Source organism: Mycobacterium sp. M23085, assembly GCF_045343915.1.
Classification (GTDB): Bacteria; Actinomycetota; Actinomycetes; order Mycobacteriales; family Mycobacteriaceae; genus Mycobacterium.
This window is the reverse complement of record NZ_CP174280.1, coordinates 5073121-5092752: the sequence shown is the minus strand read 5'-3', so window position 1 is coordinate 5092752 and position 19632 is coordinate 5073121. Positions and strand designations below refer to the sequence as shown.

Annotated in this window: 15 protein-coding genes; 4 read left to right on the top strand and 11 right to left on the bottom strand. The window is 62.9% G+C overall.

Going from position 1 to position 19632, the window contains the following annotated elements; genetic code table 11:
- Positions 1–130: 130 nt before the first annotated feature.
- The 3 genes from ACIUM1_RS23835 to ACIUM1_RS23825 are packed head-to-tail and all read right to left on the bottom strand — an operon-like array spanning position 131 to position 3086.
- The gene (locus ACIUM1_RS23835; RefSeq protein WP_406817836.1) at positions 131–1093 is read right to left on the bottom strand and encodes a propanediol utilization protein; all 963 of its coding nucleotides are present in this window, start codon (positions 1091–1093) and stop codon (positions 131–133) included.
- Between the two features lie 8 nt (positions 1094–1101).
- Positions 1102–2238, bottom strand: a complete 1137-nt coding sequence (locus ACIUM1_RS23830) for an LLM class flavin-dependent oxidoreductase (RefSeq protein WP_406814951.1) — start codon at positions 2236–2238, stop codon at positions 1102–1104.
- 11 nt (positions 2239–2249) lie between these two features.
- Complete coding sequence (locus tag ACIUM1_RS23825; RefSeq protein WP_406814950.1) at positions 2250–3086, bottom strand: phosphotransferase; 837 nt, start codon at positions 3084–3086, stop codon at positions 2250–2252.
- A gap of 742 nt (positions 3087–3828) precedes the next feature.
- On the opposite strand from ACIUM1_RS23825, the gene ACIUM1_RS23820 reads away from it, so the two are divergent.
- Positions 3829–5535, top strand: a complete 1707-nt coding sequence (locus ACIUM1_RS23820; RefSeq protein WP_406814949.1) for a phytoene desaturase family protein — start codon at positions 3829–3831, stop codon at positions 5533–5535.
- A 120-nt stretch (positions 5536–5655) separates the two neighbouring features.
- Here the strand turns inward: ACIUM1_RS23820 and ACIUM1_RS23815 are convergent, their stop codons facing one another.
- The 3 genes from ACIUM1_RS23815 to ACIUM1_RS23805 form a co-directional block, all read right to left on the bottom strand.
- Positions 5656–7137, bottom strand: a complete 1482-nt coding sequence (locus ACIUM1_RS23815; RefSeq protein WP_406814948.1) for a PEP-utilizing enzyme — start codon at positions 7135–7137, stop codon at positions 5656–5658.
- Between the two features lie 206 nt (positions 7138–7343).
- On the bottom strand, positions 7344–8651 hold the full coding sequence (locus tag ACIUM1_RS23810; protein WP_406814947.1) for a hypothetical protein: 1308 nt from the start codon (positions 8649–8651) through the stop codon (positions 7344–7346).
- 373 nt (positions 8652–9024) lie between these two features.
- A complete protein-coding gene (locus ACIUM1_RS23805) occupies positions 9025–9942 on the bottom strand; it encodes a hypothetical protein (RefSeq protein ID WP_406817835.1) in 918 nt (305 codons plus the stop codon).
- A gap of 334 nt (positions 9943–10276) precedes the next feature.
- On the opposite strand from ACIUM1_RS23805, the gene ACIUM1_RS23800 reads away from it, so the two are divergent.
- Both ACIUM1_RS23800 and ACIUM1_RS23795 read left to right on the top strand, forming a co-directional pair.
- Positions 10277–10915 (top strand): TetR/AcrR family transcriptional regulator, encoded by a 639-nt coding sequence (locus ACIUM1_RS23800; protein ID WP_406814946.1) that lies wholly within the window; start codon positions 10277–10279, stop codon positions 10913–10915.
- A gap of 93 nt (positions 10916–11008) precedes the next feature.
- The gene (locus ACIUM1_RS23795) at positions 11009–12124 is read left to right on the top strand and encodes a phosphotransferase family protein (RefSeq protein WP_406814945.1); all 1116 of its coding nucleotides are present in this window, start codon (positions 11009–11011) and stop codon (positions 12122–12124) included.
- A 71-nt stretch (positions 12125–12195) separates the two neighbouring features.
- Here the strand turns inward: ACIUM1_RS23795 and ACIUM1_RS23790 are convergent, their stop codons facing one another.
- The 5 genes from ACIUM1_RS23790 to ACIUM1_RS23770 all read right to left on the bottom strand — a co-directional run bounded on the left by ACIUM1_RS23790 (position 12196) and on the right by ACIUM1_RS23770 (position 18452).
- Complete coding sequence (locus ACIUM1_RS23790; RefSeq protein WP_406814944.1) at positions 12196–13086, bottom strand: hypothetical protein; 891 nt, start codon at positions 13084–13086, stop codon at positions 12196–12198.
- Positions 13086–14597, bottom strand: a complete 1512-nt coding sequence (locus ACIUM1_RS23785; RefSeq protein ID WP_406817834.1) for a PEP-utilizing enzyme — start codon at positions 14595–14597, stop codon at positions 13086–13088. Before ACIUM1_RS23785 ends, ACIUM1_RS23790 begins: the two co-directional genes overlap by 1 nt.
- Positions 14598–14930: 333 nt before the next feature.
- Complete coding sequence (locus ACIUM1_RS23780; RefSeq protein WP_406814943.1) at positions 14931–16085, bottom strand: acyl-CoA dehydrogenase family protein; 1155 nt, start codon at positions 16083–16085, stop codon at positions 14931–14933.
- Between the two features lie 140 nt (positions 16086–16225).
- On the bottom strand, positions 16226–16831 hold the full coding sequence (locus ACIUM1_RS23775; protein WP_406814942.1) for a MarR family transcriptional regulator: 606 nt from the start codon (positions 16829–16831) through the stop codon (positions 16226–16228).
- Positions 16824–18452, bottom strand: a complete 1629-nt coding sequence (locus ACIUM1_RS23770) for a pyruvate, phosphate dikinase (RefSeq protein ID WP_406814941.1) — start codon at positions 18450–18452, stop codon at positions 16824–16826. Before ACIUM1_RS23770 ends, ACIUM1_RS23775 begins: the two co-directional genes overlap by 8 nt.
- A gap of 433 nt (positions 18453–18885) precedes the next feature.
- Here ACIUM1_RS23770 and ACIUM1_RS23765 point away from each other — a divergent pair, with 433 nt between their 5' ends.
- Positions 18886–19623 carry a TetR/AcrR family transcriptional regulator gene (locus ACIUM1_RS23765; protein ID WP_406814940.1) on the top strand — a complete coding sequence of 246 codons (738 nt, stop codon included), beginning with the start codon at positions 18886–18888 and terminating at the stop codon, positions 19621–19623.
- Positions 19624–19632: the final 9 nt, after the last annotated feature.

Below are 19632 nucleotides of genomic sequence, written 5' to 3'. Positions count from 1 at the left end.
GCAGCGTGCTGCTGACTCTTTCGGAACGTCAACATACATTTCTCGGCCACGAAACCTGCTGCCATATAAGGCATCACCTCAGTCGTTCGGGCGGGCAACCGCGGCGATTTTCGATCGAAGACGCTGATGGTCATTGCCTTTTCGTCAGGCCGCTGGCGAGCGCAGCGTTGATTGAAGTGCCGACGGGCGCGGTTCCTAATCTAGCGTTGTTGCTGATTTCGAAATCGCAGATCCCCCAACGGTCGGCGCCGGGCAATCGGACGTCGCAGATGGAGTCGACGTAGTAGGCGTTGTGCAGATGGGCCACGACGGCGTCGACGGGTTCGGCCCGAAGCTCGAAGACGTCTCCGTCGGGCATCCACCAGCGGACTTCGCCGCCTCGGTGCGTCAATCCATCGGGCTCGAGAAACGTCACGGCGTCAACGTCAGCCGCGTAGTTGACCTCTCCGTCGCGGACGAGGTAGCCGACCCTGACCATCGACTCGTCGGTGGCATGCCAGATGATTGAACCGAAAGACAGGTCCGAGCCAAAGGTTCCAGAGATCCACCGGTGGCTCTTCAGGGTCATCGTCTTGCGTAAACCCCAGGAGTGGTCGCGATGGTACATCCCGTCAACGTCGAAACTCCGGCCATCGATGCGGGCGCTACCGCGGATACGTCCCGACGTCTCGTAGTGGTCCTTGGCGAAATCCTCAGTCATGCTCCCCTTGGGTGGGAAGAAGTCGGTCAGCGGATAGAAGTTGTCCATGCGCAAGTCGACGTGCACGCCGGGTTCATTGATCACCAGCCTGGGTGCTCCCGCGTCGACATGCCACTCCGAGCCGCCGGAGCGAAATCCACGTGGTGATGCGGCCGGCTCGAAGGGAAGTTGAAAATCGTTGCGACGAAAGCGGATGCCGTCGGTGGTCGCCACGAAACAGTGCAGCGCCGACCGGCCACCGCCCGGTCGGTTCGGTTCGTGGCCGATCCGGCTGACTCCGCCGATCCCGGCGGCGCGGTCATACCAGTGCACGAACACACTTTCCTGCCAGTCGGGATCGTCGCTGGCCGGCTCGTGGCTGCCCTCGTCGTCGTAGGAATACTGCATGCTCATCCTCCGCGTCATCCGTGTTTCTTCAAACGGGCACAGACTTCGAGGTTCCTGTGCTGTCCGAGTTGTGCGTCCGCGGGGTCGAGGATGAGGGGCAGGATGTCGCAGACACTGACCCAGGTGGCCCCAGCCTCCACGTATTGCGCCACCTGGTCGGCGACGGAGGCCGGGGTGCCGTATACGAATGATTTCTGAGCCATCTCATGTGTTGTGCGGTTGAGCACACCGTCGATCTCGGCGTCGGTCCATTGAACCGGGAGCAGTTTGATGGCGTAATGCCAGTCCCTCGGCAACGGCGGTTCCATTCCCTCTGCGTTCCATGCGCTTTGGTCGACACGACCGAAGACCCCTGCCATCCAGCGCATCAGCGGATTGTCTAATGCCTGTTCGAGGAGTTGCTCATCTTCATGGATCAATGACATGAACCAGATGCCGAATTCGAAGGCTTCCGGGTCACGTCCTTTTCGCTCCAAGTCGGTCTTCAGCGTGGTAACCGTTTGAGCCCACGAATCCACGTTCGGAGCGACGCAGGGCACGATGGCAGAAAATCCGTCGGCGTACGTCGTGGCGAGGTCGAGAAGCTTTGGGCCTCCCCCCAACGCCCAGACGGTAGGTCGGTGACCACGCGCTTCACCCAACCAGGCATTTTTGAAAGTCCAGTGATTGCCTACCAAGTTAACGGGTCCGTCGGTATTCCAGAACGCGTCGAAGGCCTTGAACTGATCTTCGAGACGTTCTAGACCCTCTGACCTCCGCCACCCAAAAGGTGTTATCTGTTTGGCCTCGCCCGCTCCGATCATGATCTTCGCGCGACCCTCAGTGAGGTTGGCCAGAGTCATCATGGTTTGGGTCAGCTCCGCAGGCCCGCGCCGGATGGCGTCGGTGCTGATCGTCATGCCGAGGCCGGGAGCCTTCGCCGCGAGGTAGGCGCTCATCGCGAACGCGTCGCAGTACGAGTCCAGGTCGGGCACGACCGACGCCATGCGGGTATTGCCGGGGCACCACAGCTGTCGCGGCCAGAAATTGGTCATCTGATCCCAGACGAGCAGTTCGTCGACGGCGCCGCTGTCCAAAGCGGCCCCGGCCGCCTGCCCGAAAACCGCAGGGGGCGTGTAGCGATCGCACGAGAATGCCAGCGCCGTGGTCACAGGTCGGCGGCTCATTTCAGCAGCTCCATCGAGTCCAGGTCGCGAACTTGGTGGGCGTATGCGGCGAACATGCCGGCGAACAGCGCGTCGCCCCGGTCGGATCGCTCGAGTTGGACGGCCATTGGTATCGAGAGCATGAAGCCGTAGAAGGCACACCAGCGATAGCTCGCCCACGCGTCGTCGAAGGAGAAGTCCTTGACACCGCCAGACACCAGCCCGTCCTGGTATCGCTGTAACAGATCACGCTCGTGCGCTCGCCGATCCTCCAGCGAAAGACAACCGCCCAGGTAGACGGCCACATCTATCAGCGGCGGACCGAGCTGGGCGGCCTGCCAATCGATCACAGCGGCCGGCTGGTCGGGCACCGTCGGGAAGAACACATTGTCCATGCGGTAGTCACCGTGAAGAACCGTCTTGCGCCCCTGATTCGTCCGCTCCGCCCATGAGTTGGCGTGGGGTGCCACCTGCTCGGCGAGAGCCACGTCGCGAGAGTCGAGGCGGTCGCCGAAGCGCTCGAGAAAGCTTGGCAGCATCAGCTCGACTCCGGCGAAGAAGTTCTGCAGGCGTTGCGGGTTGGCCAACCACGTCAGTGCGGCCAGGCTCGGGTCAGACCACCTCGGCGCGTGCAGCGTTGTCAGCCCGTCCAGCGCCTGCGCGGCTTGCTCTAGGGTGCCGCCGGCGATCATGTCTCCGGGTGCAGCGATCGGGCTGAGATCTTCCAGCAACAGCGTGAAGCGCCCGGTCGCGGGCTCGATGTCAGCCGCGTAAAGCAGCGGAACTCGGACGCCGACGGTGGGCGCTATCTGTTGGTAGAACCCCACTTCGGCTTCGTAGAAGCCAAGGGACACGCTGAGGCCTCTACTCCCGGCATCAGTTGACGGCAGCTTCAACATGACGGAGGAAGGTGCATCCGATTCCACGCTGTCGTAGGCCAGATTCAAACGCGCGACCAGTCCCAGTTGACCTACATTCATGAGGTCGCTGGTCACCTCCGTGACCTCACCCTGGTGTAGCGCGCCCGCAGCCTGCAGGGTGCCGGTGAGCCAGGCTGGCGTTGCCTGGTCAACAAAATCAATGATGGCCGTGCGTCGGCGTTGCGCATCGACGGTAGACGTTGGCTTGACCATGGTGGCAGCGCTCCCGGCTTCGGTGACGTGAGTTGACTCGTTTATTAAATCTATATTCAAGTAAAAAGTCTTGCACAAGATCCGGGGCGAATTTGGTGTCCTGATGCTTTGCGGCTCAGGTTGGACGATGCGAACCGTGGGCCCGGGTCCGGTCTTGCCGGGCTCCGATGACGCACGGCATTCCCGGTCACGACTCGACCCTGCGGCCCCCAAGTAGGCTCCGAAAGCGGGTTGTGCTCTGGATCGCATTGAGCATACAGTGTGTATGGTGCATCAGAATCGTGGCGATGGCCACGGTGCCGACGGCCCTTGTTCGAGCGTTCGGGCAGGCACGCACTTGAGCGGGATTCATAGGGCGCCAAACCTTTCGGCCGCAACCGTGGGCCCGCGATAGCACTATTTAATATTGGTTAGATTTAGAGCGCTGAGCGAGTCTCGCTCTCGGACGATCGAAGGACTGGTGATGAAGGACGCTCTCCCGCCGCGCGAAGCCGACATTGTGGTTGTGGGATCGGGGCACAACGGGTTGGTCGCCGCGGCATATCTCGCGAAGGCCGGGCTGGATGTTCTCGTCGTCGAGGCGTCCCCGACCGCCGGCGGTATGACGTCGACGAATTCCTTCGCCCCAGAAGCGCCTGAGTACACGATCAACGAGGCGTCGATCCAGGCGTCGTTGTTCCGCACCACAACGATCGACCGCGATCTTGGGCTGTCCCGTTATTACGGTCTGCGGCAGACGGTTATCGACCCCGCACACTTTCAACTCTCGGCTGACGGCGCGTCGCTGGGGTTGTGGCGTGACCCCCGCAAGACCGCCGCAGAACTGGAGTACTTCTCGAAGAAGGACGCGCGCGCGCTACTCGAGCTCTACGAGGTAATCGACGCTGCCGTCGAAATCGGGCTGCCCATGATGCAGACCAACGTCCGTGAGCCGGAGATCAAGAACATCTTGAAATCGGCACGCGCGGTGCTGAAGAACCGGAAACAGCTCGCAGCGCTCGGCCGGTGGATGTCGAGCTCTCAAATGGAGGCGGTCGAGGAGAGCTTCGAGCACGACATGATCCGTGCACCGATGCTGGCCAGTCTGCCGTTCATGCCTTTCGACGCTGATATGTCTGGCTGGTCGCTGATCTACCTGGGGGTGCTGAGCAAGTATGGCGTGGCCATGTTCCACGGCGGCACCGGATCGCTGCCGAAAGCGCTGATCAGCGTGATCAAGGACAATCATGGTGACGTGATCACCAGCTCCCCTGTCGAAGAGCTGATCATCACCAACAACCGCTGCACCGGGGTACGTGTCAAGGGCGGGATTGAAATCCGCGCTCGGCGTGCCGTTCTCACCGCATGCAGTCCGAAGACGACGCTTACGCGGTTGCTCCCGCGTGGCGTTCTGGAACCGAAGAAGCAGAACGCCGCCGACCACATCCCGACCCGCAAACGCGGTATCGCCGACGCAAAAGTCAACGTCGCGCTGTCCGGACGCATCGACATGTCCAAGCATGAAAAGTGGCGCGGCGACGGTATCGATATGCGGCAGGCGTGCAACTGCTACCACACGTACGAGCAAGCAGTCGAGGCCGCCCGCGCCTGCGTGCGGGGCAAGGTGCCGGAGGCCATCCCGGGCCTGGCCCAGGTGACGAACTCTTTCGATCCGTCGATGTCGCCTCCCGGTAAGGACCTCTGGTGGTTCTGGACCGGCCTCACCCCGTCTTATCCAGAGGACGGCTGGGACGTGGCCCGCAAGAAGATCACCGACAGCATCATCAAAGACGCCGACGAGTACTACAAAGGCGTCGAAGACCTGCAGGTGGCCGTGCGTCCCTTGGTGTTGCCCGACATCGAAGAGCGGTTCTGGGCGATCGACGGCTCGGTGTACCACGTGGACCCGACCATCAGTCGCTTCGGCCCCAACAAGCCGGTCGCCGGATTCGCCGGGTACAAGACACCGATCGAAGGTCTCTACCTGACCGGATCCGGCACCCACCCGGTCGCCGGTATCAGCGGCATGCCCGGCCAGAACGCTGCGCGAACCATGCTCAAGGATTTCCACCTGCAGAAGAAAGGTGAGCGCATCGCGGGCGTGTTGAAAGAGTTGATGAGCTCACGGAAGGCAGCAGACACCGACCCCTACTCGAGCGGTCAGAACGACCCCTTCCCGGTAGCCCGTTGATGTGAGGCGCCGTCCTGATCGCTGACGGGACGGCGCCGTCCAAGTGCAGCCGAACCTCAGACTCTGCGATGACGCGCGATTTGTGTTCGGGCTTGGCCGAATTCAACGAAAGACGGCGCTCTAGTTAGTCGGCTGTGGGTCGACACGCGATGCGTCGTGCAGGATTTCCACGCGACCAGTCGTGCCGTCAACCCGGACCCGCATCCCGTCACGCAGCGTTGTGGTGCCGGTGCGGGTGCCGGCGACGCAGGGCAGCCCCAATTCCCGGCAGACGATGGCGGCGTGGCTCATCGCGCTGCCGACATCGGTGACCACCGCTTCGGCGAGCGCGAACAACGATGCCCAGCTGGGATCGGTCGCGCGGCACACCAGGATGGAGCCCTCGTCGATGTCGGCGTCATCGAGATCACGAACGACGCGCACGATTCCTTCGGCGGTACCGGCGCTCACCCCTAGACCTTCCACGACGTCGGGCTGGTGCTCGGGTGCCGGCCCGGTGGCCGCGGCAGCGGCGGCGGCAATCTCGGGCACGCCACGCCATACGTGCGGAAGAACGATCCGGTCGAACGTGGCGTGGTCGGATCGACGTTGACGGACGAGATCAGGCCAGTCGCCACGATCACCACGCACGATCTCGTCGATCGTCAGGAACATCACGTGCGTGGGATCGTCGAGCACACTCGCCTCGGCAAGATCCCGACCGACGACGCGTGATGCCGCGCGGGCGACGTCGACGGCTTGCAACATGCTGGCTCGCCCGGTTTCGCGCCACGTCGGCGCGTGCGCCGCGAATCGGATGAGCGCGCGTGCCGGGATCGATCGGATCGGGCCGAGCGCCTGCTCCAGCCGGCGGACTGCGGCCACATGCTCGCTCCGCCGTCGCGACACCAGGGCGTCAATGTCTTCACCGCCGCGACGGGAGCGGTAGGCGGCGGCCAGATCCGCGACGGGTTGGGTGTTCTCCCGCCATACCGTCGATTCCACCAGCCCCTCGCGGGGGCCGTGGAAGCCGTGCCGATGCAGGAAATCCTGGAGCGTGATCGTGTCGGCCGACAGGCTCCACAGATCGCGGACCAAGTCGAACTCGGCAGTCCCCTCATCGCTCTTGATGAGTTCATGCTGCACGCCGTCCAGCCCGGCCTTGACGGCCAATGCCTCGACGCGGCCCATCAGGCCCTGACACGCCATGGAGAGCACCATGTGCGTGACCAGGATTTCCTCGAACCGCCGACGCGCCTCGGCCAGTGCCAGCACAGCCGAATTGCCCACCAGCGCCTCGGGTTCGAAGACAGTGGCCCGCCACCAGCGGGCTGTATTCTGCGCGCACGGTTCAAGCTCGCGCATCGCGCGACGCAATGCGCGGGGAAACTTCGCCGCGACGAACGGATAGCGGCGCATCTTGCGTAATCCACTGGGCTCCGGTTCGCCATCGCGCTCGACCGATCCGAACAACTGAGCTTCCATGGTTGCCGCAGAGCCTCCCGGCACACGCGCCGCCATCTGGCCTAAGAGATCCAAGTTGGCGATGGCATGGCCGTAGGCCACGGAGAGGAAGCGACCGTCGACGTCGTCTGGGATCGGGCGCTGCGATTCCGGCAGCACACCGAGATCCACCCAGCAACCGCGCATGGTGGACTCGGTGGGCGGGAAGTACATGGACCAGGTCAGCGGGGTGATCGTTCCGGGCAGGCCTTCATCGACGTTGGCGGTGGTCCATCGTCGCTTGGCGCCCGGATGATGAACCGGACTTGCGGCCAGTTCTTCCGCGGACACGTCTAGGGCGGATTCCGACCGATTCAGCGACACCCTCACCGCTCCTCAGTTGACGGAAGAGCAGACGGTCGGTAGTCACGCTCGATGACGCCGTAACCGACTTCGCCGTCAGGCGCCACTACACGAACCGTGCTCTGCGTGACGATGAGAGGGTCGGGCTGGGTGACGACGTCGACTCCATTGATGTTCTCGTTGGGCTGTAGATACGTCAACGAATAGCCGTGCAGCCATGTGGCTTTCAAAACCTCGGAGGAATGGTCCGCCCGCTGCAGGGTGATATCCATCGAACGTGGTTCGTGAGTCGCGACCGAATGTAAACCGGTGACTCGGACATCGGTCCCCACCTCACAGACACCGGCCTGCTGAGTGCAGAAGGTGCGATGGTCGACCCTGCCGTCCTGACGCCAGTTCACCAGGCCGTTGACCACGCGACCACTCTCGGGAAACACCAACAACAGGAAGTGCAGCCCACCCAACTGCCCGACGTCCCGTGGCCCGCTGGAATGGTCCCGAATGGCGACGCCGTCGATGTCCCAACGCTGCGAGCCCGCGGTCAGCGAGCCCTTCGTTCGGAACCCCTGGTTGTGATGGAAGGAGGCCCAGCTCAGGCGGTCGATACCCAGCGCGCCGTGCAGGTCCCACACCGGGGCCGCGGCTTCTAGTTCCAGGTCGAAAGACAACCGGCGCGCCGGTCCGGCGCCCACCGGGCCTGCCGCCATTGCGCTGAGGTCACAGATAGCCCCAGCCCCGTCAAAGGCCAAGCGCCAGCTGCGCAACGGAGTAGTGCACGTGACTTTGAGGTTTCCCGTCGCCGGACCCCGATCGTCTGTTGCTCGCCCCCACGACCGATCGACCAGCAACTCACCATTGGGCAGCAACGCGATTACCTGAGCCCACCACAGATCGAGGTCGCTCGGCCACCTGCCGGTGTGCACGAATACACCGACATTCTCCCGGGGAGACCATGCGTGGAAGAACATCGTCTCGCTCCAGCCCGGTGCATCAGCCGGCGCTGTATGCAACAGGTCCATTTCGGGTTCGACATTGAAGGGGTTGCTGCCAATGAGTAACCGGCTTTCAGCGGTTACGGGATGAGACACAGGCGCCAGATTATAATCTGGATTAAATCTACGCAACACCTTGCCGACTTCGGCGGTATGCCTTGATGAGGACGTCAAAAGGCTACCGAGACCCGCAGAACGATCAGCAGGCATCCCTCTAAATTCTACCAAGACCCGTTGGCGCAGAACATAATCCATGAAGCCGGCGCCGATGGAGACGGAGACACCCACCGCAACAAAGCACCACCGTAATCGATTGTCAAGCGCCGACACGACATCCACCGAGTAACTTCTGGACCGCGAGCACCACGAGTAGTGAACTCGTCACTGATAGAAAGGTGCTGACGGCACCGAAAACTGGAGATTCGTGTGATCACATGCGACCGAACCGCTTCAGGCCGGTGCTAGTGGACCAGAAGTGCGCCACCTCGACAGCCGTCTGCGTCGGAGAATCGGTGGCAGCAGACCGACCATAATGATCGCTGGAAACAGTAGGAGCACGAACACCGCACCGCAGGAGGCCATCGTTCGCTGCACACCCTGCGTAATCACGGCATTCCCTCGATCGCCGGCTGAGGAAGCCGGGTCGCGTCAGGCGTGCCGACGGATCAGTCGTGGGTCGCCCAGGATTGACCCGAGCGACCCACGACGACGGTCAGACGGCGGCCCTGTCGCGCCGAGGATCCCGGCTTGCACCGTTCGGGAACACCAAGGTCGGTCCGACGAGCAGCGCCTGAGTTGGATCTTCCGGGTCGGTGGCAATCCCGTCTCCGGCTCGCACACCGCCTTCCTCGCACATTTTCTGCCACATGGCTTGGCGCATCGTCCGGCTGGGTGTGACCTTGCCGTAGGCGAAGATCCGCCACAGTGTCCAGTGCGGCGCGGGCAGGTCGTTCGGCCGACCAACGAGATGGTGCAGCACGAACATCCAGCCGACCATCATCGCCATCATGATGGTCGTAGCCACCCAGCGGACCGCGACAGGCAGCGTCGAGTTGCTGGCCAAAATGTGCACCCACCCGACACCGAAGTAGTTGAACATCATGCCGCTCGGCGCCGCCAGCAGCAGCCAGAGCTTCCGAGCGCCCTTCAATCGGGGTACCGCATACGCCAAGATCGCGCCGACGGTGACAAACGATGCACCGTTGATGAATCCCCACCAATAAGGGAAGTTCAGAAACTTGTACGGCTGCACGCCGTAGTAGGTGTAGACACCCAGGTTAATGCCGATCGTTTCCATCAACGCATCGGTGAATATGCCCAATCCGAGCATCATGACAAAGTGCCGGGCGTGTGCGCCATTGCGGATCACGAAATAGCAAAAGTAGGACTCGAGGCCGAGGAACGCGACGTAGCAGAGCGGAATCAGGGCCGGCACCGTGATCCCGAAGTTGGTGAATGCCGGCACCAAGTTCTTCGCCCAGTGCAGATGCCCCAGCATGTCGAGCATGGGCTCACACAGGCTGCACAGCAGGCCGCTACCGATCACCAGCAGTGGGGTGTAATTCCGACTTCGCATCGCCGCGCGGATGGCCCATGGGAGCGCGAAGATGACGACCGCGGCCCCGGCGATGAAGAAGAAGGCGAGTTGCGCCGGGGCGCTGCATTCGAAGTCACCCGGGCTCGGCACGATATTGGGTGGCCATCCCTCGTGACCTACCAGCGGCCACGCGCTGACGCTGATCATCGAACTCATCCGAATCTGACCTTTCCGCCTATCCATCGGCATTCTGTGCAACAGCGAGAGACACCCCTGGGCGCCAGTGACGGCGCTGACAGCTCCCCGCAGGTGTGGACCGGCTCACACTAACACAATGTCCATACAGCGTGTATACCTCAATTGAATTTAGTTTAAATTCGCCGTTCGGCGCCGCTGAGGTGGGCAAATCGGGAGTAAGGTGGCGGCGATGACCGAAACGACGAGGCGAACGCTCGGTCGACGAAGAGTCGCAGACGCCGACAGCGCCTCAGCAGCCGAGAACATCCTGGCCGCCACTGAGCGCCTACTCGCACGCCAATCGTTGACGGACATCAGCGTGGCGCAGATTCTCACTGAAGCGAAAGTATCGAGGGCGACCTTCTACTTTTACTTCGCCTCCAAGTTCTCCGTCGTCAGCGGCCTGCTCGAGCGCGCGATGGAAGACATCTTCCAGACCGTGCAGCCGTTTCTTGCTCGATCCCCCGAGGACTCGCCAACGGTTGCCCTGGAACGCAGCATTCGGGCCGTGACACGCGCCTGGCATCGACACCGACCGGTATTCCAGGCGACCAATCATCACTGGCATGCCGAGCCCGAACTGCGCGATCTGTGGCTGGCGATAGCCGAGCGATTCATCGCCGCCGGGGCGGCGGAGATCGAACGCGAACGCGCCGCCGGGATGATCACCTCGCCGATCCCGAGCAGAATGCTTGCGGCAACCCTGTTCTGGGGCACCGAAAGAGTGCTGCACATCGCTGGGCTCGGTGTCGAGTCAAGCCTTCGCGACGAGGAGAGCGCGGTCGACGTTCTGGTGGCCATGTGGCGAGGCACCCTGTACGCGGTCTGAATGCCGCCCGCGACTGAAGGCCCTGGTTGACCTTCGAGGTATATTCTAATCGCAGTTAAATTTTGTCGGATCAACATCAGATCGAGGGTGATCGTGGCGCTGAAGAACAAACTGGACGCGGATGCCGTCGGTGAACACCTTGCCGCCTGGCTACCGGCCGTGGTCGATGCCTCCGGGCCGGTCAAGGTGTCGAACGTGATAATTCCCTCGGCAAGTGGAATGTCCAGTGAGACGGTTTTATTCGAGGCCAGCTGGCGGCAGCACGGTGAGCTGGTGGAAGAGGGTTTAGTCGTTCGCATTCCCCCTCAGGACGGCGGATTGTTCGAGACCTACGATCTGGGCCGTGAACTCAGGGTGATGTCACTGCTGTCGGCGCACACCGACGCCCCGATTCCCCGGGTCCTGGCCCACGAGACCACCGGCGACGTTCTCGGTTCACCATTCGCATTGCTGGAGCGGGCGTATGGCGAAGTGCCTGGCGATGATCCGCCCTTTGTGACCGGGGGCTGGGTGGTCGACCTGACCGCCGAACAGCGCGCGACCATGTTCGACGAGGCTCTGAAGGTTATCGCGGACATCCAGCGGGCGGATCCGGTGGCGCTCGGCCTGACCGAGCTACTGCACGCCGACCTGGGCGACACGGTCATCGAGCAAGAACTGCAGTACTGGCAACGCTTCTACAGCTGGGCCGCCGGCGACACACTCAGCCCGACCATCGATAAGGCCTTCGAGCTGCTGGCGGCCTCCCGACCGACACAGGACAACCCGCTGGTCGTTTCCTGGGGCGACGCCCGATTCGGAAACCTCATGTTCGGCCCCGACCAGAAGGTCACCGGTGTCTTCGACTGGGAAATGGCCACCCTCGGGCGCCCCGAAGTCGACCTGGGCTACTTCTTGTTCTTCGACCGTGTCTATTCGGCCGGGATCGGGCTGTCGCGCCTGGAGGGCTTTCCGGACCGTAGCGCCGCTATAACACGTTTCGAGCAGCTCACCGGCCGCACAATGCAGGACCTCGACTGGTTCGAAGCGTGGGCTGCGCTGCGGGGCGCGATCCTGCTGCTGCGGGTCGGCAAGCAGATGATCGAGCTGGGCCTGCTGCCCCCGGATGCGCCAATGCCGTTCAACAATCCTGCCTCGCAGGTCTTGGCGTCCCTGCTCGATCTGCCCGCACCGACCGGCGCGGTCGGGTGGATCACCGGACACCGCTGACCCGTCCTCGGCCCCGTTGCCGGTCGCCCTGGTCGGTGCGGGTGCTCGATGGCTACGCGTAGGACATTCGATCAGAACACTCGGTGCAGGATGCCTTGCTCGAAAAACCCCGCGCCGGAACTGTTTTCGCTGTCGAGCAACATGAAGTCGTCATAGGTTCCAAAAGACGGCCCCTCGGAGTCTGCGCCCATTGGCACAAAGAATCCGGCCATCCTCGACGAGACCGTCACCAGCCGGCTGCCACCCTCCGCGTCTCGCAGACGAGCCAACCGGAATTGCCCGGCAGCATCGCGCCCGAACGTGACATCGACGATCGTGACCGATCGATTCGCGTCGATAAGGAACCCATCCGACCGTAGCGAGCCGTCTGCTCCCAGAAATTTCATGACGGTGACGAAGGTGTCGCCGATGACGGCCACCAGACCCGCATACTCAATCCACTGCGCGGACTCGTCGCGGAAACCCCAAGTGCGGTCGCGCATTCCCTGCGCTCGCACCGGTGACTCGACGCCGTCGAGCACCAGGGTGCCGTTGATCTCGCAGGCCTGCTGGAAGTGCTGCAGCGGCTTGCCGGGCACCAACTCGGGAACAACCCCACTCACCGCATAGTCGGCCGCGACGAACAGCGGAACATTGACCAAATCGGCGTGTAACCGCTCATGGCGCACTGCGATCCGGCCGTCGAGCCCGAATTGGATCGACGCGCTCTCAAAGCTGCCCGGTGGTAGATCTTCGATGATTTCCAGAACCTTGCCCTGCACGGACACGCTGCACCGGGCCCGCCGGGCGCCCGTTCCGTTGGGTGATGTGGAGACATGGAATGTGCCGAACACCTGGTTATGGGTGTCCCAGAAGGACAGGTAGGCGTTGTCTTTCCAGACCGGATCGGTGGGTCCGGCGGCGTCGGCGTGGATGGGTTCGGCCAGTGGCCCCCAAGCCTTGGTGATTTCGGCAGCGGTCATCAGGTGGTAACTCCTATTCGTTGCAGGATTTCAACGGTTCCGGCGGCACCGTCAATGCGGATCAAGTCGCCGGTCTGCAGAGTGGACGTGCCGCGGGCGGTGTTCATGACGCATGGGATGCCGAGTTCGCGCGCGACCACCGCGGCGTGGCTCATCATGCCGCCGATATCGACGACGAGCCCACTGGCGAGAAACATCAGCGACACCCAGGACGGATCGGTGGTGCGCGCGATCAAGATGTCACCGTCGTTGATCTCGGCATCCGCGGGTTCGTCGACCACCACCGCGCGACCTTCGACGACGCCTCCGGATGCGCCTACACCGGCCAGGGTGGTCACATCCTCGGCCTCTCCGCCGGTCCGCACGACCGGTTGCGGCTGCCCCTTCCACGACGACGGGACCGCGACCTGACGGTACTCGTCTCGAAGCTTGCGGCGCTGAGCCACAATGGTTTTGACGTCGGGCGGCAGGCTGGCGGATAGTTCTTCTGCGGTGAGATAAAATGCATCGTCGCGGTCGCCGAGGACACCTTCAGCGGCCAACTGGTCCCCGAGACGACGGGCACAGGCACGCACCACGTCGAGGCTTTGCAGGTATGAAACTTTCCCGACACCGCGCAGCGGCAGAAACCGGCGGGCGAGTCGCAGGACCAGCCGAGACTTGACCCGTTGCGCACCCCTGAACGACGCGTGGAAGCGGCTCTCGGCTGGCTTGCCCGCGCGGCGCTGCGCAGCGGGATCGCTGTCGGGCGCCGCCGTATCGTCCATCGCACGGTATTGCGCGATTAGCTTGCGCACGGGTTCAGGGTTCTCCCGCCATGTCACGCTGGACAACTCGCCCTCCCCCGGACAGTGGTAGCCGTGCCGGAGCAGAAAGTCCGACAGTTCGAGGCTGCCGCGCGAGACGCTCCACAGGTCGGCCAAAACCCGGGCCTCCTCGTGAGAGCCGTGACCGCGCAACAGTTCAGTGGCATCCACGCCGGCCATGGCGGCCAGGTTGGTCAGTTGCTCGTGCAACGGCTGAATAGCGCAGGCGCTGACCACGGCCTGCACGGCGAGTGTTTGCTCGAAGCGGAGAATCGCCTCTGCCATCAACGATCGGAGCTGCTCGCCGGACAGCGAATCGATCATGCCGATTGCGCTGCGCCACCAAGCGTCAGTTTCCGTGCGTAGCCCCTCGATTCGCCGCGCGATGTGCAGCAGCGTCCGGGGGTAGCGCGCGGCGATCGACGGGAGTCGCCGGATAGACGGCCTGCTGACGAAATCATCGGGAACAAAGCCGAAGAAGTCCCGGGAGAGCGCTTCGCCTGACTGCCCAGGGATCAGATCACCCATCGCGCAGAGGAAATCCACCCGCACGGCCATCCGGCCATAGAAGGCACCAGTGATCCGGTGCTCGTCACGCTCTGGGATAGCCGCCTGATTGGCCGGTAGCACACCCATGGCCACGAACGGGGCGCGCAGTCCGAGTTCGCTGGCCGGAACCCACACGCTGGCGCACAGCGGCGTCATCACACCCGGGACGGCCTCAGCCAGGTTGACCGAACTCCACGACGCATCCGGAGGCGAAACGGCATGTAGAGCAGACGCCGCCACAACGCCGGCCGCTTCCGCCACAAGAGCCTCCCGCTACTGGGGTATCAGGATTTTTTTATCCGTATTAAAAATACCATATGCACTCGTCCCGCGGAGGCATAGTGCGAAACCATTAATTGCCACGGAAAGCTATTCCGTTCCCTTGACGTCGCCCGCGCACTGCTCGCGTCCTCGCCCTGCTCGGGGCCCTACGCAGGAGGTGGTGGGGCCCCGCCCAGCTGAACGCCGACCGCCAAGCCCGGTCGAGTGTTAAATACCGCCGCGCGAAACAAGCTGACCTGCAATGACATTACGCTGAATTTCGTTGGTTCCCTCGCCGACAATCATCAGCGGCGCATCGCGGAAGTACCGCTCGACGTCGAACTCGGTCGAGTACCCGTAACCGCCATGAATCCGGACGGCATTCAGCGCGATCTCCATTGCCGTCTCCGATGCGAAGAGCTTGGCCATGCCGGCCTCCATGTCGGTGCGCTCGCCGCTGTCATAACGGTCGGCCGCATACAGAGTGAGCTGCCGAGCGGCAGTGAGCTTTGTCGCCATGTCGGCCAGATAATGGCCGATGGCTTGATGCTTCCAGATCGGCTGACCGAAGCTCTCCCGCTGCTGGGAGTAGGCGAGCGCGTCCTCAAGGGCGGCCGTGGCCACACCGAGCGCACGGGACGCGACTTGGATCCGGCCGGTCTCCAGGCCCTTCATCATTTGCGTGAAACCCTTGCCGGGCACCCCACCGAGGATCGCCGATTCGGCGACGCGGTAGCCGTCGAAGGACAGCTCGCAACTCTCCACGCCCTTGTAGCCCAGCTTGGGCAGATCGCGCGAGATCGTGAGTCCCGGGCCGGGTTCAACCAGCAGGATAGAGATGCCGGTGTGTCGCGGCGTCGCCTTCGGATCGGTCTTGCACAGCAGAGCAATCAGACCCGATCGGCGAGCGTTGGAGATCCACGTCTTAGCACCGGTGACCACAAAGTCGTCACCGTTACGGACCGCGGTGGTCGTCATGCTCTGCAGATCTGATCCGCCGCCGGGCTCGGTGAGCGCCATGGTCGCACGCATATCGCCGGATGCCATCGCCGGGAGATAGGCTCGCTTCTGCTCCTCGGTCCCGAACAGTGTCAGCAATTTGGCCACCACGGTGTGCCCACCCATGGCCCCGGCCAGGCTCATCCAACCGCGCGCCAATTCCTGCGTCACCAGCACATAACATGCCATCGACACCGGAGAGCCGCCGTATTCTTCGGGGATCGCCAGTCCGTATATCCCGATCTGTTTCATCTGTTCGATCCACTTCTCGGGGTACTCGTTGTCGTGCTCGACCTCGCGAACTGTCGGCTTGACCTCCCGATCGATGAACCCGCGCACGGTCTCGACGAGCAGGGTCTCTTCATCGGTCAATACAGTGTTCACGCCATCACCTCTCGGGCCAGATTTTATTCTAGATTAAACGCGGGGTGCGAGCACTTGGCGCATGCCCACCCTTCTTAGGGTCGGCCGGAGATGACGTGGGCCAAACAGTGATCGATGGCCGAGCCGACTACCCGACGCGTTTAGCTGGCGTGCCCGGCGCGTGCCTCATCCTCACGGGTGAGACCCGAGGCCTCGATGAATTCCTGATGAAGTTCGAACCATACGGTGTGGTAGGAGTCGGCGATCGGCCTGGCCAACCAACTGGTATCGCCGGCTTTGACCTTCGTCAAGGCCGACTCGAGTTTGTCGGCGTACGCCTTCAGCCGGTTCAGATATGTTGCAGCAGAATCGATGACCGGCCGCACCATTCGATGGACGTCATCGAGACGAGCAATCACAGCTGCGTCGTAGTCGAGGTCGTCGTGGGAGTTCGGTTGGCCGTCCTTTATCTGCCAGTCCGTTATGAGAGATTTGAACTCGTCGTTGGCGTCACGAAAGCTGTCGTAGATGCCGGCCAGTACATCTTGGTCGACGCCCGACCGCTCCTCAGCCAGAAGAGCGTTAAGCCGCTCGCGTCCCGCAGGACTGAGCCGGACAGTCTTTCCCTCGACGACGAGACCCCCTGAAATCAGTTGCTCCAGAGTCGATGCGACCGCTGCAGGGTCTTCACCGACGGTGGCGATCAAATCCGGCTCACGCACCCGACCCTTGAGGCGGATCGCTTGCAGGACAGTTAAATCAGACATCGGTCAGTACCTTTGTGTTGTTGTCGAGTTGGTGCGCGACCAACATGGTGATGAGCGGGTGCGGGGAAACGACGTCGGTGAGGCCTGCAGCAAGCGCGTTGGCCACCGCTGATGGAGACGTATCGGTAAGCGCCGGGTAATCGCCCACTGCATGGCCGCGAATCGGGCTGACACGGCGCGCGATCTCGGCTAGCTCAGCAAGGTCCGGGGAATCAGTCTCGGACCACGCGGTGAGTTCCAGGATCCCCTCGCGCACCTCACCCTCGGCCCCATCAACCGTTATCAGCTTGCCCTCGAGCTCCGCGACGGCCCCGTCTCCGCATCCGACGACGGCCGGTCTGCCTATCTCGCGGCTCACCACCGCGGCGTGCGATGTTGCGCCACCCGTCTCCGTGACGATTCCCCGCGCAGCCAGCATGCCTTGGACGTCGTCGGGGCTGGTGGCTGCGCGCACCAGGATCACATCTTCCCCCTCCTCGGCGGCATCGAGTGCCTCGTCGACGTCGGAATAGGCTTTGCCCGATACCACGCCTGGGCACGCCGGCAGTCCGCGTGCTAATAGTGGTGCGGCTAACCGGGTTTCAGGAAGAAGCGCCGGTGAGAGCAGCGTCTCGATCTGGCCCGGTGTCACACGGCGCAGTGCCTCCGCATCGTCGATCAGCTCTTCGTGGCGCAACCGCAGCGCCAGCCGTACCGCAGCCTGAGCGGACCGCTTGGCCGCCCGAGTCTGCAGCAGCCACAGTTTGCCCTCCTCCACGGTGAATTCGATGTCCTGGACGTCTGCGGCGAGCTGCTCCAGGGTCTGCGCCGCGCTCATGAGTTGGTCGTAGACGGCGGGCTGCTCATCCCGCAACGCCGCGATAGGTTCGACATCGACGTTCCCTGAGACCACGTCCTCACCTTGGCCGTTGGCAAGCCACTCACCGAATGGTTCGTCGGCTCCGGTGACAGGATTGCGCGAGAACAGCACCCCGGTGCCTGAATCGCGCGCGAGATTGCCAAACACCATGGCTTGCACGACAACTGCCGTTCCTGCGTCGGCATCCAAGCCACGGTGTCTTCGGTACGCGACGGCCCGCGGGCTGTTCCATGAGGCGAAGACGGCTTCGACCGCTCTCCGGAGTTGCTTCCACGGATCCGCCGGTACCTCGAGCTCTGGGTTTCCTCCCAGCACGATGCGCCGGTACATCTCGTTGAAGCGCTGGCGAGTGTCGCGGGCGAATTCGGCGGAAGCGGCGAGTGCGAGTGCCTTTTCGACGTCATCATTGATCCCGAGGTCGAGCACAGTGTCCATCATCCCGGGCATCGATAGAGCGGCTCCGCTGCGCACGCTGACCAACATCGGCCGTGGGCCGCGACCAAAAGTGCGGGATGTCTGATTCTCGAGCCGCCGTACGTGCTCGCATACCTCGGCCCACAGCCGGTCGACGCACTGAGTGCGATCGGCGAAAAACTCCGCGCAAACACTGGTCGTGATGCAAAATGCCGGCGGCACCGGCAACCCCTGCCGTCGCATCGAATCGATGCCGTACCCCTTGTTTCCAAGCACCTCACGGCCAAGGCCGGCCCGGCCGTCCAGAGCGACAACCGAGGGACTCGCTCCCTCACCTATTTTTGACATAAGATTAGATTCTAGATGAGTGTCGGAGATTTTGACACAAGATTAGATTTCTAGCGAAGTTCAGGCCACAGGGCATGACTCGGCCACGGGAGCCGGGCTGATCGCCCTGATTGTCGGAAATCTCGGGGACGACCAAAACCGTTCGACCAGCATCATGGATCATGATGCGCTGCACCCTCGCGAGTGACCGCGTACTGCTCCGGTCTCGCCGGTCCATGTCGACATCAACGAGACATCCGTCGGGTCTCGCGGGGGTTCAAGCCACGCTGCATGTCCTCGCCGAGCCTCTTCGGGCCATCGAATCCGGCGCTCCGCTCGTTGCTGTTGTCAGCAAGAAGAGGGCGGCATTGCCGCAGGCTTCTCGCCGATGCTTGGTGCTTGGTGGCCGGAAAAGGCGGCGAAACCCACAACTTGTGTTGAATACTATTGAACCGTGCCTAGAAACCCGTCTTCTACGAAGGCCGACGCTGACAGCACGAACACGAAGTCGCAACGCACGCGGGCGCGAATTCTCGACGCAGCCGCCCGTGTGCTCAGCGTCAAAGGTTTCGCCGGGACGCGGCTGACAGATGTAGCGGATGACGCCGAGATACAGGCACCGGCGATCTATTACTATTTCCCGTCCAGGGAGGACCTGATCGAGGAGGTGATGTATTGCGGGATCCACGATATGCGCACGCACCTACAGAAGACGCTGGACGCACTGCCGGCCGGCATGGCGCCCATGGATCGGATCATGGTCGCGGTCGAAGCTCACCTGCGGCACGCGCTTGAACTCTCCGACTACACCACCGCGTCGATCCGGAACTCAGGACAGATCCCCAGCCGGCTGAGCAAGCGGCAGAAGAAGGAGGAGGCCGCCTACGGCCGGATCTGGCAGGGGCTGTTCGCCGACGCCGTCGCAGAGGGTGAAGTCAACCCAGAGTTGGATCCGCAGCTGGCCCGATTCTTGGTGATGGGAGCTATGAACTGGACTGCGGAATGGTGGGACCCTCGCCGCGGATCCGTCGACGCCATTGTGGCCAACGCGCAACTTTTGGTCCGAAGTGGTCTCACCTCGGCGACCAAGGCATCCGCAGCGGCAACGCAACGCGCTGCCAAGCGTGCGGCGACATCGGCACGACCGACCGGCGCCCGCGCTCGCTCCCGCGCCCGTCGGCCATCTGAGTGACGCTGCCCG